The following is a 14,690-nucleotide window of genomic DNA, read 5'->3' as shown; positions in this document are numbered from 1 at the left end:
AGCAGAACATGAGCAAAGCAACTGAGATTATCAGCCCCGCCCACGGGGACGCAGGTGCCCACGATGACCATCATGAGCATCATATTCCCAAAGGCTTAATGCGCTGGGTACTGACTACCAACCATAAAGACATCGGCACACTGTACCTGTGGTTTGCCTTCATTATGTTTTTAGTGGGCGGCGCCATGGCTATGGTGATCCGGGCCGAACTGTTTCAGCCCGGGTTACAAATTGTAGAACCTAATTTCTTTAACCAGATGACCACCGTGCATGGTCTTATCATGGTGTTCGGGGCAGTTATGCCGGCCTTTACCGGTTTGGCTAACTGGCTGATCCCCATGATGATCGGTGCGCCGGATATGGCGTTGCCGCGGATGAACAACTGGAGTTTCTGGATCCTGCCGTTCGCCTTTACTATTTTACTGGCCTCACTGTTTGTTGAGGGCGGTGGCCCGGCTTTTGGCTGGACGTTCTACGCACCGCTGTCTACTACCTATAGTGGCGACAGTACGGCATTGTTCGTGTTCTCGGTGCACATCATGGGTATCTCATCCATTATGGGCGCGATAAACGTGATTGTGACCATCTTTAACATGCGGGCGCCGGGCATGACCTGGATGAAAATGCCGCTGTTTGTGTGGACCTGGCTGATCACTGCATTCCTGCTGATTGCCGTTATGCCGGTACTGGCTGGCGCGGTGACCATGGTGCTTACCGATAAGTTCTTTGGTACCAGCTTCTTTGATGCTGCCGGTGGTGGCGATCCGGTGATGTTCCAGCATATCTTCTGGTTCTTCGGTCACCCCGAAGTGTACATCATGATTTTACCGGCCTTCGGTATTATCTCGCAGATTATTCCTACCTTTGCCCGTAAACGTTTATTTGGTTACGCCTCCATGGTTTATGCCACGGCCTCCATTGCGCTGTTGAGCTTTATTGTGTGGGCTCACCATATGTTTACCACGGGGATGCCGGTGGCGGCAGAGATGTTCTTTATGTTTGCCACCATGCTGATATCGGTACCAACCGGGGTGAAAGTATTTAACTGGGTGGCCACCATGTGGCGTGGGTCCATGACCTTCGAAATCCCTATGATGTTTGCTATTGCCTTTATTGTGCTGTTTACCATTGGCGGTTTATCCGGCCTGATGCTGGCGATTACGCCAGTGGACTTCCAATACCATGATACCTACTTTGTGGTGGCGCACTTCCACTATGTGCTGGTCACCGGCGCGGTGTTCTCGATTATGGCGGCGGTGTATTACTGGATCCCGAAATGGACCGGCCGCATGTTCGATATCACCCTGGCTAAATGGCATTTCTGGTGCTCACTGATTTCCGTCAACGTGCTGTTTTTCCCTATGCACTTTGTAGGGCTGGCGGGTATGCCGCGACGGATCCCGGACTACGCCCTGCAGTTTGCAGACTTCAACAAATGGATTAGCCTGGGCGGTTTTGCCTTTGGTCTCTCGCAGCTCATCTTCCTGGCGGTGATGATTAAAGCCTGTCGTAAACAGGGTGAGCCGGTGTCTGATCAGGTTTGGGACGGTGCGGAAGGTCTGGAGTGGGAAATCCCCTCACCAGCGCCTTATCACACTTTTGAAACGCCACCGGTTGTGAAGTAAGGGCACAACCATGGCCAATTCCAATTCGGCACTGGTAACCAAATTACTGCTGATTGTAGTGGGTATGTTCGGCTTTGGTTTTGCTCTGGTCCCGTTGTATGACGTGTTTTGCGACATCACCGGTATCAACGGCAAAACCAACGAAACAGCCGCGGTTTACTACGATGGGCAGGTGGATGAGTCGCGCACCATTACGGTGGAGTTTATTACCCGCACTCATACCGGCATGCCGTGGGAATTCAGAGCACAAACCAAGAAGGTAAAAGTGCATCCTGGTGAAATGAACATGGTGGAATTTTATGTGCGCAACCCGGCTAACAAGTCGATGGTTGCGCAGGCCATTCCATCGGTTACACCGGGTCAGGCGGCGTTGTACCTGAACAAAACCGAATGCTTTTGTTTTAACAGTCAGCCACTGGCAGCCGGCGGCGAGTCGCTTATGCCCATGCGGTTTTATGTGGATCCGCAGCTGCCCGAAGACATTCACTTTTTTACCGTGCAATACACCCTTTTTGACGTCACCGGTAATGGTACCGATGACAAACAACTTAATAACCCTTTCCTGACTTCATTTAGCGATAACTGAGTCTAAGGAGAAAGTAATGCAACAAGAGTATCAGAAATACTATGTTCCGGCACAGAGCTACTGGCCTATTGCGGGTGCCATTGCACTGTTTTTAATTGCGGTAGGGGCCGGTAACTTTGTTATAGAAGCCACTCGTGGCGAGAGCGGCTGGGGCGATAACGTACTGGGCGCAGGCATCGTTATGCTACTGGTGATGCTGTTTGGCTGGTTTAAGGATCAAATTAACGAGTCCATGAGCGGCTTGTACAGCGACCAGTTAGGTCGTTCTTACCGACAGGGAATGAGCTGGTTTATTTTCTCTGAGGTGATGTTTTTTGCGGCTTTCTTTGGCGCGCTGTTTTATGCACGCATGATTGCGGTGCCATGGCTTGGCGGTTCGTCGAATAACGCCATGACTAACGAAGTGTTGTGGCCGGGGTTCCAGGCGATGTGGCCGCTGGTGGAAACTCCGGGAGGCATTAATACCACGCCAATGAGCTGGGCGGGCCTGCCCACCATCAACACCATTATTCTATTGATATCGTCGGTTACCCTGCACTTTGCTCACGTGGGCCTGGAACAGGGTAAACGCAAACAACTCACCACTATGCTGGGTGCCACCATTTTGCTGGGTTGCGTGTTCCTGTTTCTGCAGGTGGAAGAATACATCCATGCCTATCAGGAGCTGGGTCTTACCCTGCAGTCCGGCGTGTATGGCAATACCTTCTTTCTGTTAACCGGCTTCCACGGCATGCACGTTACGCTGGGTACCATCATTTTAATGGTGTTATTCCTGCGCGTAATCAAAGGTCATTTCACACCCGACAATCATTTTGCCTTCCAGGCAGGCAGTTGGTACTGGCACTTTGTAGACGTAGTGTGGGTAATGCTGTTTGTGTTTGTTTACGTGTTGTAAGGCTAATAAGGACTCGGATTGGGCGTGATCAGCCCGGTGGCCATGGCAACCAGGATGATCACCACAATCAGGGCCGACGACATAACCCGCCGGCCAATATATTTACTCATCGGGGCTTTACCTGAGTTGTTACCCAGCATCGCTTTCATCGCTAAAAACAGGTTAATGATCATAAAAATCAGTAAACCAACAATAATCACTTTGATGACCATGAGTAAAACTCCTCAGTACTCCGTGGCGAATGGCTCCGGCCCTAATAAATGGCCGGTACTGGCAAGCTGCTTAACGCTGATGGCGGTTGTAGTTATGGTGTTTTTGGGTGTCTGGCAGCTTGATCGCATGGAGCAAAAACAACAGCGTCTCGACAGCATAGCGCAAAAATACACCACTGCGCCAATGCATCCCTTCGACGTTGCCGATCAATGGCAGGATGTCCGTGATGTACCGGTGCAGTTTCGTGGTGAGTTGCAGACAACACAGCTTATTTTCCTGGATAACCAGATCACCAATGGTACCAGCGGTTATGACGTGCTCGTGCCGGTAATTACCCGCGGCCGGCCGGTACTGGTTAACCTTGGTTGGGTAGCAGCCTCTGCTTCCCGGGCTGAGCTGCCAACAGTTGAGCTGCCCACCGGGCAGGTGGTTATCGAAGGCGTAATAACCCAGCCCGGGCTTAATCCGCTAATCAAGGAAACCCAGCAACAATTCAATGATTTTCCGCTGCGGGTGCAGCAAATAGATATTCCTCTGTTTAATCAGCAATGGGCATCGCGACTGCCAGACATGGTAGTTGAGCTGTTATCGTCGCAACCTCAGATGAGCCGGTTTGTTACTAACTGGCAGCCAGTTGTGATGTCACCGCAAAAACACCTCGGCTACGCCATTCAGTGGTTTGGCCTGGCCATTGCTGCAGTAGTTATTTTCATTATCGTGCTCATCAGGAGAACCAAATAATATGGCGACCGCAATTAATCCTCAGGCTAAACCCAAACGTTCGCTGCTGATTTTAATGGCGGCATTTATTATTCCGGTGGTGCTGGCCAAGCTGGCCCTCGACTTTAACTGGTTTGAGCAAGGTGCAACCAACAAGGGTGAACTGCTGCAACCGGTAGAGAACCTGCAGCCATTACTTAGCGAGCAGTCGCCGAAGTGGCGGGTTATGTATATCGTTCCGGCGCAGTGCGGTAACGAATGTGAAAATGCGATTTACGCCATCCAGCAAGTCTGGCTGGCACTGGGTAAAGAGTCCGACCGGGCCCAGCCTGCGGTATTTTTAACCGCGACCAGCGACAGCAAAGCCATGAATATCCTGCATGATTACGAACATATCAATGCGGTTACGCTCAATCAGTCGCAAATGCAGCAGCTGGAAGCCAGCCAGGTTAATGAGCACATTTTTCTGGTCGATACCCAGGGCAATGCGATGTTGCGTTACCCCCTTTATCAGCTTCGTCAGGATGCCGTAATGGGCAGCCGCGACGTACTGTCTGATCTACGTAAATTACTTAAACTGTCACGTATTGGTTGAGGCGACACTATGCGGAAGTTGGTTGGTTTTAGTATTCTCCTGGCCGTCGTAGTGATTGTGCTGGGTGCTTACACCCGTTTAACCGATGCCGGGCTGGGCTGTCCGGACTGGCCAGGCTGCTATGGACACCTTACGGTGCCGGAATCTGACATGCATATTGAGGCGGCTAATGCTGCTTATCCTGAACGGCCGGTAGAAACCCAAAAAGCCTGGAACGAGATGATTCACCGCTATTTTGCCGGCACCCTGGGCCTGTGTATTTTAGCTATCGCCGTTTGGGCAGTGAGCAAACGATCTGCTGAGGTCCCCATAAAACTGCCGCTTATTTTGCTGGCGCTGGTGTCTTTTCAGGCCCTGCTCGGTATGTGGACAGTCACGCTTAACCTGCTTCCGGTAGTGGTGATGGGCCATCTGCTGGGTGGTTTTAGTGTACTGACCTGCCTGTTCTTACTGTATTTACGCTTATCCCGTTACCGGATTGGTTTTGTGGATATGCGGATTAAACGCTATGCCACGTATGCTGCGTTGGGCATTGTGGTGCTGGTTGGCCAAATCGCCCTGGGCGGCTGGACCTCAGCTAACTATGCTGCGCTGGCCTGTACCGAATTTCCGGTTTGCGAAGGCGACTGGCTAAACCGCATTGATATGGCCGGCGCGTACAGTGTGCCCGAGGCCGCTAATTACGAATATGGTGCTCATGATTACGCCGAACGTATGACTATGCATATCGTTCATCGTTTGGGCGCGGTGATTACTTTTCTGTATCTGGGGTGGCTGGCTATCAGCCTGTATCGTCGCTCCGCTTCTCAGCATCTGCGCAACGCGTCGGTGGTATTAGCTCTGGTATTGCTGGCTCAGGTTGGTCTGGGTATCAGCAATGTAGTATTCAGCTTACCTCTGCAGGTTGCCGTTTTACACAATGCCGTAGCGGCATGTTTATTACTGGTGCTCGTTCTTATTACTTACACACTGTATCGAAAAGTGTAGGAGATCCTCATGGCAAAATCGCAACCGATTAATGCACCGCTGTCAGCCTCTAAAAGCCGCCCGTTAAGCGGCTGGCGGGCAAACTGGCGCTACTACTACGAAATGACCAAGCCCCGGGTGGTGATGCTATTACTGCTCACTGCCCTGGTGGGTATGTGTCTGGCCACGCCGGGCTGGGTACCCGCCGATCGCTTAATTGCCGGGTTACTGGGCATTGGCTTGCTGGCCAGTGCGGCAGCCGTACTTAACCATATTGTGGATCATAAGATAGACAGCCAGATGGCTCGAACCTTTAACCGCCCGGTGGTGAAAGGCAAGGTGAGTATTCAACAGGCGCTGATATTTTCCTTTGTGCTGGCGGTAGTCGGTTATGCGTTGCTTGAAATCTGGGTGAACCGCTTAACTGCCATGCTCACGTTAGCCAGCCTGGTGGGCTATGCAGTGGTTTACACCATGTTTCTCAAACGTGCCACACCACAAAATATAGTGATCGGCGGTTTAGCCGGCGCTGCGCCGCCATTACTGGGCTGGACGGCTGTCACCGGAGAAGTACACGCCTACGCACTGCTGTTGGTGCTGATTGTATTTACCTGGACTCCACCGCATTTTTGGGCGCTGGCCATCCATCGCCAGAAAGACTACGCCAAAGCCAAGGTACCTATGCTGCCGGTGACTCACGGCATTGCTTTTACCAAAACCTGCGTTCTGCTATACACCATTTTACTGTGCCTGGTGTGCCTGTTGCCTTACCTGATTGGTAAAGCGCACCTTATTTATCTGGTGGGTTCGTCACTACTCAATGCCGGCTTTTTATACTATGCGTTAAAACTTAAATATGCGGCCGATGAGCAAACCGCCATGACCACCTTTAAATACTCTATTGTCCATCTGATGGTATTATTTGTTGTATTGTTGGTTGATCACTATGTTCCGATGGCTTTATGAATCAAAAATTGTTGTTAACCCTGGTGGCAGCGCTGGCCCTGGTGGCCGGCGTGGGTATGGCGTGGTGGTTCACCACGCAAAGCACCGAAAACGACACGCCTCAGTATCTGCAAACCTTTCCTGAGCCTCGCCAGCTGGCCGAGGTAACGCTGGTCAATCAACAGGGTGAAACGGTCACTAACGAACTGTTTAAAGGGCATTGGAGCCTGTTATTTTTAGGCTATACCTTCTGCCCGGATGTGTGCCCTACCACCATGGCGGCATTAGGAAAAATTTATCCTGAACTAAAAAATATTTCCACCAACTCGCCGATTCAGGTAGTGTTTGTCTCCGTAGATCCAAAGCGGGATACACCTGAAAGGCTCGCCTCTTACGTTGAATACTTCAACCCGGAGTTTGTTGCTTTAACGGGTGAGCATAAGATGTTGTTCCCGTTTGCCAGATCGCTGGGGCTGATGTATGCCATTGCTGAAAGTACCGATAACCCCAATTATCTTGTTGATCACAGTGCTTCTGTGGTTGTGGTCGATCCGAATGGTTTAGCCATCGGAAGGTTTAAGCCTAAGTATAATCCTGGTGAACTTGCAGTAAGTGACAGTGTTCAGATACTTACTGATATGCCTGTTATTATCAAAGAACAATAAATGCCATGTTGTAGTATTATCCGAAATGCCAAAAAGGATGATGGTAGTATAGCTGTTCCCCTGCTGTTTAACGCTGGTAAGCACTTGCTTAGCGAGGTCTTTGGCCAAGGTGACCAACAAGTCGCCCTGGACTACCTGTTATCAGCCTGGAAGAAAGGTGGTGGACAGTACGGTTTTGAAAATCATTGGGTTGCCGAGTATAACGGCGAAGTGACCGGCCTGGTTAGTTGCTGGCATGATCGCTTGCCTGAAAACTTCGACAGAGAAACCCTGTCTTCTATCGTCGAGCACTATGGTATCGATGACGCGCTTGAGATCGTCATGCGCTCTCAGCAATACCTGGCCGTGTTAGAGGCGCCTTTATTTACCGAATTCGGTATTGGCCACCTGGCCGTATCGCCTGACGCTCGTCGACAGGGTACGGGCTCTGCTCTTATCGAGTTTATGGAAGTAAAAGCCCGTGCGATGAAAAAAAATGCGCTTGTTTTAAACTGTGAAATTGCTAATGAAGGCGCGATTGCTTTTTATCAGCGATTAGGGTTTGGCGAGCACCGGACCAACGACCAGTTTGTCCAAATGATCAAAGCGCTGCATATCGAAACGCCATAACCAGTGGGCTATTGCCAGCCGCGGTGTACTCGCGTCAGCAATAGCCGCTGTTTCGCTTAGTCAGGATACTGCCCCTTCTCGTTGGCCACAAAAAACGGCATCGAATACCAGTAAAAACGACCGCCAGCCGACTCTGATGGCGCAGTACAATTCACCCGTGAACGCCCAATTGGTAACTTTGCATCCAGGGTAAAATTAAACTCACTGGCTGTGTTTGCTACGTCAAGCGTACCGCCCTGATAGTAACAGGCCAGCTGCGATAATCTCACGTCTTTAGCGGCAGTCTCGTTCAGAGTAATGGTAACGGTGTCATCAAGCTGACGGCTGGCCATTTGCGGATCGGCCAGCGAAGCACTTTCCACCGGCATCGCCAGGCTCGCCATTTTGGTCTTAAGAGTACTCAGCTTGGCATAGGGCCCGGCAGCAGGAAAGCGCGGGATCGCCGTCATATCGGTAAATTTACCGAAGGCGCCGGAGTGTTGTCCAAACCCGGTATAACCATGCTCGGCCAGACGCTTAGCCAGCGTGTGATTGTATTCGCCGAAGGGGTAGGCAAGGTACTTGAGCGAGTCGCCGGTATGTTGCTGAATGATTTTTTCGGCACTGGTGATGTTCTGCCAAACACGCTTAAGCCAGGCCTGTTCACTCTCCCCGGGCTGTTTTTCCAGCAGGTGCAAATGGTCCATGGTGTGATTGGCGAAGGTCACTCCCTGTTTTTGCATTTGCTTTACCTGTTCCCAGCTAAGCTGATTACCCTGCTTGCCAATCACTTCAGGGTTAATAAAAATGGTGTAAGGGAAGTCATGCTTGCGCAGTAACGGATGCCCATTGGTGAGTATATTTTCGTAGCCATCATCAAAGGTAATGGCCAGCGCGTTATCCGGTACGCTGCCCTTGCCTTTCGCGGCTTCAACCAGCTGCTTTAAGGGCACTACCGTATAGTTTTCTGCAATGTAGTCGAGGTGTTGGGCAAACTCTTCGGGGGTTACTGAGGTGCTGCGCGGGGTATCTTCCGCCACGTGGTGATACAGTAAGATCACGCCGCTGGAATGGGCTGGACCGGCCTCGGCCTGACTTGCCGTGCTGTGCAAAAATAACAGGCTCAGTAACAGCGGGATAAATCGGCGTGTCATGATAAACTGCATGCATTCTCCTTGATATTAATACAAAACTCGCAAAGGTTCCGGTGACAACCCTATCCTATCAGTTACGCGGCAGTGCTGCCCACATTCAGTTATTAAAGCTGGCCCTGCCGATGATCCTGGCGAATATCACCACTCCCTTACTTGGACTAGTTGATACGGCGGTAATGGGGCATATGGATTCATCGGCGCAACTCGCCGGCGCATCCATTGGCGCGTTAATTCTTACCCAAATTTACTGGGTGTGCGGTTTTATTCGAATGTCGGCCACCGGTATGAGTGCACAGGCCAGGGGCGAGGGCGACCTCACCGTGATGGCCAGGTCATTTTATCAAACCGCGGTTATTGCCATCACTATTGGCCTGCTTATCTGGCTAACCCAACAGGCTATTCTGCAAGCCGGCTTATGGCTGGCGGCCCCGGCTGCCGATGTGGCGGTTTACAGCCGTGAATACTTTAATATCCGGGTGTGGGGAGCACCGGCTGCTCTGCTAAATCTGGCTTTGATTGGCTGGCTGGTGGGACAGCAAAAAACCACCAGTGTGTTACTGGTGCAGATTGTCGGTAACCTGCTTAATGCCGGCCTCGATATCCTGCTGGTCTGGTGGTGGGACTGGGGCGTAAGCGGCGTGGCGCTGGCCAGTGTGGTCGCCGAATACACTATGATGATCATGGCGATGCTGATTGCCCTAAAACATATTCAATGGCAGCCGCCGGCGCTGGAATGGTTTAATAAAACGGCGCGTAAATTTTTAATGAAGCTAAACGGTGACATGCTGCTGCGTAATCTGGCGTTGCAGGCTTGTCTGGCTTTTTTAACCATTCAGGGCGCTCGGTATGGCCAGACTGCTACGGCCGTAAATGCCATCCTGATGCAGTTCTTTGTGTTGATTGCGCTGGGGCTCGATGGCATTGCCTATGCTGTGGAGGCCACCGTTGGTGAGGCAGCAGGCGCTAGAAGTAGCAAAGGGGTTATGCGCCAGACGCAGCGAGGATTACTGTGGTCAGGGCTGTTTGCCGTTGGCTATGCGGTGATATTCTGGTTTTTCGGGCCGCAAATTATTCGCTTACTCACGGATATCGAGTCTTTGCAGCAGGCAGCATATGCCTACCTCGGCATGATGACCGTGTTGCCATTAGTGGCTCACTGGTGCTTTTTATATGATGGGGTGTTTGTTGGTCTTACTCAGGCCAAAGCCATGCGAGATACCATGATCATCAGCGCATTACTGGTGTATTTTCCGGTGTGGTATGTGACTCAATCTGAGGGTAACCCGGCCCTATGGTGGGCGTTGCTGGCCTTTTTACTCGCCCGTGGAGTAACGCTGGGTGCGGTGTTTTACTGGCGCAGGGATAAACTCATTGTTAGCACCTGAGTTTACTTGTGCCGGTTTGGATTAATCGACTTTGTGAGGCGATGCCAGAGCAGGCCGAGATAACCAGACATTGCCCAGCCAAAGCCGCTGAGCAACACTACTAACCCCATATAATAAAGCGGTTCTAACCACCAGGCGCCCGCCACCATAACGCAAAGGCCTACGGCAAAAACGCTGAGGCCCTGAATAAAGCGTTGCCAGTGGCTAAAAGGCAGCATAGCGCCATGTTCCGGCTGTGAGCTTAGTAGTAAGAGTGCTCACCCGACTGATGCTCTGTGGCATCGCGAACGCCTTTGATTTCGCCGGCGAATTCTTCGAGCATTTGCTTTTCGATACCTTCTTTAAGCGTCACATCGACCATAGAGCAACCGTTACAACCACCGCCAAACTGCAGCACGGCGTAACCGTCATCAGTAATTTCCAGCAGTACAACCTGGCCGCCGTGGTTGGCCAGTTGCGGGTTAATTTCAGACTCAATCATATAGTTCAGACGTTCTACTATTGGCGCATCGTCTGCCACTTTACGAGCCTTGGCATTTGGCGCTTTCAGCGTTAGCTGTGAACCCATCTGATCGGTGACATAATCGATTTCGGCTTCTTCGAGATAAGGCGCGCTCTCTTCGTCAACCACGGCATCAAAGCCGTCGAAGGGTAAACGGGTGTCGGAAGGCTCCACCGCATCGGGTGGACAATAAGAAACACCGCATTCAGCACTTGAGGTTCCCGGATTCACCACGAAAACACGAATGTTTGTGCCTTCTTCCTGTTTAGCCAGTAACTTAACAAAGTGTCCCTGGGCCTCTTTTGATATTGAGATCATTGTAGAGTCCTGCATAATCAATAACTATCGCATATGATAACAAATTAACCTGAGTAAAACAGTCAGGTATTGAAAATATATTATGCCGAAGTCACAGGTTTCAAGACCATCAAATAAAACTAATTATGGTGTCCGTAAAATGCTATCAGCGCCAATAACGACAAATTCCACCCCTTTACGCTCATGTCTTGCCAAGCTATATACTGTTCTGATTGTTGCGTTATCGCTTTGCTTCAGCGCTATGGCTACTGCCGGGGGCAAGCCGGCCAGAGCCTACTTACCTGACAATGTTGAGCTTGATCCCGCTATACCCACTCCCGAATCGGTGCTTGGATATAATGTTGGCGACTGGCACGTACGCCATGATTTGCTGGTCACTTATATGCGCAGCCTCGCGGCGGCTTCTGATCGGATAACCCTGGAAGTTACCGGCTATACCCATGAGCAACGCCCGCTGCTGCTGTTAACTATCACGGCACCTCAAAATCGCAGTAAGCTGGAAGACTGGCGTACCGCGCATATGGCTCAGGTTCAACAAGGTAAGAAAACACCGGCGGATGCGCCACTGTTATTTTACATGGGCTACAGCGTGCACGGTAATGAGCCTTCCGGTGCTAATGCATCGCTGCTAGTGGCTTATTATCTTGCCGCGGCCCAGGACGAAAGGGTAACTCGTTTGCTGCAGGATAACGTGGTTCTGCTGGACCCCTCCTACAACCCGGATGGGCTATCGCGGTTTGCGCACTGGGCGAATATGCACAAGGGCAAGGTACTCAATGCCGACCCGGCGCATCGGGAGCACCAGGAAGGCTGGCCCAACGGGCGCACCAACCATTACTGGTTTGATCTTAACCGGGACTGGTTAATGATGGTGCACCCTGAGTCTCAGGCGCGTATCAGCAAGTTTCAGCACTGGCGCCCCCACGTGTTAACAGACTTCCACGAAATGGGTACCAATAGTTCTTACTTTTTCCAGCCGGGTGTGCCGAGTCGCAAAAACCCATTTACGCCGGAAGGTAACGTACGCCTGACCAACGCGCTGGCAGAATATTATGTCAGCGCCTTCGACAGTCAGAAACAACTGTATTTCAGTCAGGAAGGCTTTGATGACTTTTACTATGGTAAAGGCTCGTCCTATCCGGATGCCCAGGGCAGTATTGGTGTGTTGTTCGAGCAGGCCAGTAGTCGTGGCCACCTGCAGGATTCTATTAATGGCCCGCTGGCGTTCCCACAAACTATCCAGAACCAGTTCACCATGTCAGTGGCGGTATTTGATGGCGCCATGGCAAACAAAGCGGCGCTGCTCGACTATCAGCATAACTTTTATAAAGAAACCGCAGAGCTTGCCAGTCAGGATGACAATGCAGCCTATTTAATTCATGAGCCGCAGGACAGCTGGCGCCTGGAAAAAGCGCGCTGGGTGCTCACCCAGCACAATATCCGTTATCAGCAACCGCGCGAAGATATTGAAGTTAACGACACCGTGTATAAAGCAAACAGCACGCTGGTAGTGCCGCTGGCGCAACCACAGTACCGCTTAATCAAGTCGTTATTCTCCACTCAGCAGGATTTTGCGGATAACACCTTTTACGACGTATCTAACTTTAACCTGCCACTGGCATTTGATTTAACCTTTGCTCCCATGAGCAGCCGTGAGTTGCGCCGTGCCAAATTCACCGACAACAGCCCGTCACCCGCTCCGATAGTGCCGGTTGACAGCGACGCTTATGCCTATGCGTTTGAGTGGCATCACTACAAAGCACCGGCATTGTTACAGGAACTGCTAGATAAAGGCGTGGCAGCGCGTATTGCCACCCAGCCTTTTACCGCAGCCACTACCCAGGGCAACCTGTCGCTGGCGGCTGGTACCATCGTGATCCCGCGGGGCGTGCCTCAGCCACAGGCGCTTATTGAGTTGGTTAATGCGGCGGCGGTTGATGCCGGGGTGCAGGTGTTATCCCTCAGCAGCGGCTTTACCCGTACCGGTATCGACATTGGTAGCCGCAGTATGGTGCCGGTAAAAGCGCCCAAAGCTTTGCTGGTAGGTGGCGAGGGCGTCAGTCCGTATCAGGCCGGTGAAGTGTGGCATTACCTGGATACACAGGTAGGCATGCCGGTCACTCTGGTGGAACAACGTCATCTCGATAACGTTTCTCTGCATGATTACACTCACGTTGTATTTGTTGGTGGCCGCTATGACTTACCTGAAGGCGTTGATGAAACGCTAACCGACTGGGTTCGTGCCGGCGGGACCCTGGTAGGCCAGACCTCGGCATTGCGATTATTTGCCCGGCACAACTGGCTGGATATCAAACTGAGCTCAAGGCAGGACGTCGCCGACCTGTTTAGCGACAAGACGCTGACCTTTGCCGATCGTTCCGCGCATAATGCGCAGCAACTGGTGGCCGGGGCGGTTTATCAGGCCGACATCGATATTTCTCACCCGCTGTTTTACGGCTATGACGCGCCGCAGTTAAACCTGTTTAAAACCAGTAATATGATGGTGTTCAGTAATGCCTCGCCAACAGTGGTTCCGGCCCGCTACACCGACTCACCCCTGGTCGCTGGGTTCAGTGCCGACCCGGTGGCAAACGAAATAGCCGGTTCGGTAGCGGTAGTAGCCGAAGCCATGGGACGCGGCCGGGTGATTGGCTTTACCGACGATCCGCAATTTCGCGGGTTCTGGTATGGCACCAATAAGCTGATGAGCAATGCACTGTTTATGGCTGAAGCGATCAATTAAGCCTGGCGGTTGCTAAGGATTTGACGACCAGGCAGCAGTAACGCCTGGTCGGCCTTATTGGGTGTAACAGCCAGCGCCCAAACCATGATTTCCGTGTGCGGCGCTACCTGATGGATGAGCCTGCTCAGAGTGGCTATAGTGGCACCGGTAGTCACCACGTCGTCAATCAGGGCTACCCGGGCGGGAAAGTCGCCGCTTCCCAACTCATAAGCCTGTTTAAGGTTGCGCAGTCGCTCGCGCCTGCCTAGGGATTGCTGACTGCGTTGCCAGCCTCGTCGGTGAGCCCATTTTGACATTACCGGGATATCCAGGTGCTTTCCAAGATAGTCGGCCAACAGCAGGGTCTGATGATACTGTCGTTTGGCGAAACGCCAGGGACTAATCGGTACCGGCAGCAGGCAGTCGGGTAACGGGAAAGATGAGACCGCAGAGTATCGCAAGAACCATTCTGCCAGTGGCTCTGCCAGCAGCGGATGGCCGTATTTAAAGCGGCGAATCAAATGATCCAGCGGCCACTGAAAGTAACTTAGCGCACACATTTTCTGGTAGGGGCCGGGTGTTAGCCCCTGCTTAATGTTGGGCCAGTTTAACAGGTTGCCGGCTACCTTCTGATTATTAAAGAACAGACAGTCTTGTTCGCAAACCTCGCACACAGCGGCCTTGCAGTGTTGCTGACACAAATAACATAATCCTGCAGGACGGAATTTCATCGCGCCTTTGAGACGTTCCACGCATTTGGCTATTGGGGTTTTTAAAATGCTCATGTAAACTTTTGTTACGTTCTGTCAGG

16 protein-coding genes are annotated in these 14,690 nt (G+C 51.7%); 11 read left to right on the top strand and 5 right to left on the bottom strand.

From position 1 onward, the window contains the following. Nucleotides 1-8: 8 nt before the first annotated feature. The 3 genes from ctaD to D9T21_RS17005 are packed head-to-tail and all read left to right on the top strand — an operon-like array spanning nucleotide 9 to nucleotide 3,106. Nucleotides 9-1,625 (top strand): cytochrome c oxidase subunit I, encoded by a 1,617-nt coding sequence (gene ctaD, locus D9T21_RS17015; RefSeq protein WP_105933006.1) that lies wholly within the window; start codon nucleotides 9-11, stop codon nucleotides 1,623-1,625. 10 nt (nucleotides 1,626-1,635) lie between these two features. Continuing rightward, nucleotides 1,636-2,211, top strand: a complete 576-nt coding sequence (locus D9T21_RS17010) for a cytochrome c oxidase assembly protein (protein WP_105933007.1) — start codon at nucleotides 1,636-1,638, stop codon at nucleotides 2,209-2,211. A 16-nt stretch (nucleotides 2,212-2,227) separates the two neighbouring features. After that, entirely contained in the window at nucleotides 2,228-3,106 is an 879-nt protein-coding gene (locus tag D9T21_RS17005; RefSeq protein WP_123326277.1) for a cytochrome c oxidase subunit 3, read from the top strand. Nucleotides 3,107-3,108: 2 nt separating this feature from the next. Here D9T21_RS17005 and D9T21_RS17000 read toward each other — a convergent pair whose 3' ends face one another. Then, nucleotides 3,109-3,318 carry a DUF2909 domain-containing protein gene (locus tag D9T21_RS17000; protein WP_123326275.1) on the bottom strand — a complete coding sequence of 70 codons (210 nt, stop codon included), beginning with the start codon at nucleotides 3,316-3,318 and terminating at the stop codon, nucleotides 3,109-3,111. Here D9T21_RS17000 and D9T21_RS16995 point away from each other — a divergent pair. From D9T21_RS16995 to D9T21_RS16970, 6 genes are read left to right on the top strand one after another with little or no spacing between them, the layout of a single operon-like run. Next, nucleotides 3,317-4,060, top strand: coding sequence for an SURF1 family protein (locus D9T21_RS16995; protein WP_164464732.1), 744 nt, complete (start codon nucleotides 3,317-3,319; stop codon nucleotides 4,058-4,060). The genes D9T21_RS17000 and D9T21_RS16995 overlap by 2 nt on opposite strands. 1 nt (nucleotide 4,061) lies before the next feature. Then, complete coding sequence (locus tag D9T21_RS16990; RefSeq protein ID WP_123326271.1) at nucleotides 4,062-4,634, top strand: hypothetical protein; 573 nt, start codon at nucleotides 4,062-4,064, stop codon at nucleotides 4,632-4,634. A 9-nt stretch (nucleotides 4,635-4,643) separates the two neighbouring features. Then, nucleotides 4,644-5,621: a COX15/CtaA family protein gene (locus tag D9T21_RS16985; RefSeq protein ID WP_123326269.1), complete on the top strand. Its 978-nt coding sequence runs from the start codon at nucleotides 4,644-4,646 to the stop codon at nucleotides 5,619-5,621. Nucleotides 5,622-5,630: 9 nt separating this feature from the next. Next, entirely contained in the window at nucleotides 5,631-6,566 is a 936-nt protein-coding gene (gene cyoE / locus D9T21_RS16980; protein WP_123326268.1) for a heme o synthase, read from the top strand. Further along, nucleotides 6,563-7,210, top strand: a complete 648-nt coding sequence (locus D9T21_RS16975; protein WP_123326266.1) for an SCO family protein — start codon at nucleotides 6,563-6,565, stop codon at nucleotides 7,208-7,210. The genes cyoE and D9T21_RS16975 overlap by 4 nt, the downstream gene beginning before the upstream one ends. Further along, the gene (locus tag D9T21_RS16970; protein WP_123326264.1) at nucleotides 7,211-7,819 is read left to right on the top strand and encodes a GNAT family N-acetyltransferase; all 609 of its coding nucleotides are present in this window, start codon (nucleotides 7,211-7,213) and stop codon (nucleotides 7,817-7,819) included. Nucleotides 7,820-7,875: 56 nt separating this feature from the next. Here D9T21_RS16970 and D9T21_RS16965 read toward each other — a convergent pair whose 3' ends face one another. Further along, nucleotides 7,876-8,964, bottom strand: a complete 1,089-nt coding sequence (locus D9T21_RS16965; RefSeq protein WP_123326262.1) for a polysaccharide deacetylase family protein — start codon at nucleotides 8,962-8,964, stop codon at nucleotides 7,876-7,878. Nucleotides 8,965-9,074: 110 nt separating this feature from the next. On the opposite strand from D9T21_RS16965, the gene D9T21_RS16960 reads away from it, so the two are divergent. Continuing rightward, nucleotides 9,075-10,337, top strand: a complete 1,263-nt coding sequence (locus D9T21_RS16960; protein WP_123326404.1) for an MATE family efflux transporter — start codon at nucleotides 9,075-9,077, stop codon at nucleotides 10,335-10,337. A 2-nt stretch (nucleotides 10,338-10,339) separates the two neighbouring features. Here D9T21_RS16960 and D9T21_RS16955 read toward each other — a convergent pair whose 3' ends face one another. Both D9T21_RS16955 and nfuA read right to left on the bottom strand, forming a co-directional pair. Continuing rightward, nucleotides 10,340-10,555 (bottom strand): hypothetical protein, encoded by a 216-nt coding sequence (locus D9T21_RS16955; protein ID WP_123326261.1) that lies wholly within the window; start codon nucleotides 10,553-10,555, stop codon nucleotides 10,340-10,342. A 23-nt stretch (nucleotides 10,556-10,578) separates the two neighbouring features. Continuing rightward, nucleotides 10,579-11,157: a Fe-S biogenesis protein NfuA gene (nfuA, locus tag D9T21_RS16950; protein WP_105933018.1), complete on the bottom strand. Its 579-nt coding sequence runs from the start codon at nucleotides 11,155-11,157 to the stop codon at nucleotides 10,579-10,581. 241 nt (nucleotides 11,158-11,398) lie between these two features. Between nfuA and D9T21_RS16945 the strand changes: the two genes are divergently transcribed. Further along, a complete protein-coding gene (locus D9T21_RS16945) occupies nucleotides 11,399-13,900 on the top strand; it encodes a M14 family metallopeptidase (RefSeq protein WP_241155747.1) in 2,502 nt (833 codons plus the stop codon). Here the strand turns inward: D9T21_RS16945 and D9T21_RS16940 are convergent. Beyond that, the gene (locus D9T21_RS16940) at nucleotides 13,897-14,664 is read right to left on the bottom strand and encodes a ComF family protein (protein WP_164464731.1); all 768 of its coding nucleotides are present in this window, start codon (nucleotides 14,662-14,664) and stop codon (nucleotides 13,897-13,899) included. The genes D9T21_RS16945 and D9T21_RS16940 overlap by 4 nt on opposite strands. Between the last annotated feature and the right edge of the window lie 26 nt (nucleotides 14,665-14,690).

The organism is Marisediminitalea oceani (assembly GCF_003731635.1).
Classification (GTDB): Bacteria; Pseudomonadota; Gammaproteobacteria; order Enterobacterales; family Alteromonadaceae; genus Alteromonas; species Alteromonas oceani.
The sequence above is the reverse complement of the archived record's forward strand: the minus strand, read 5'-3'. Positions and strand labels throughout refer to the sequence as shown.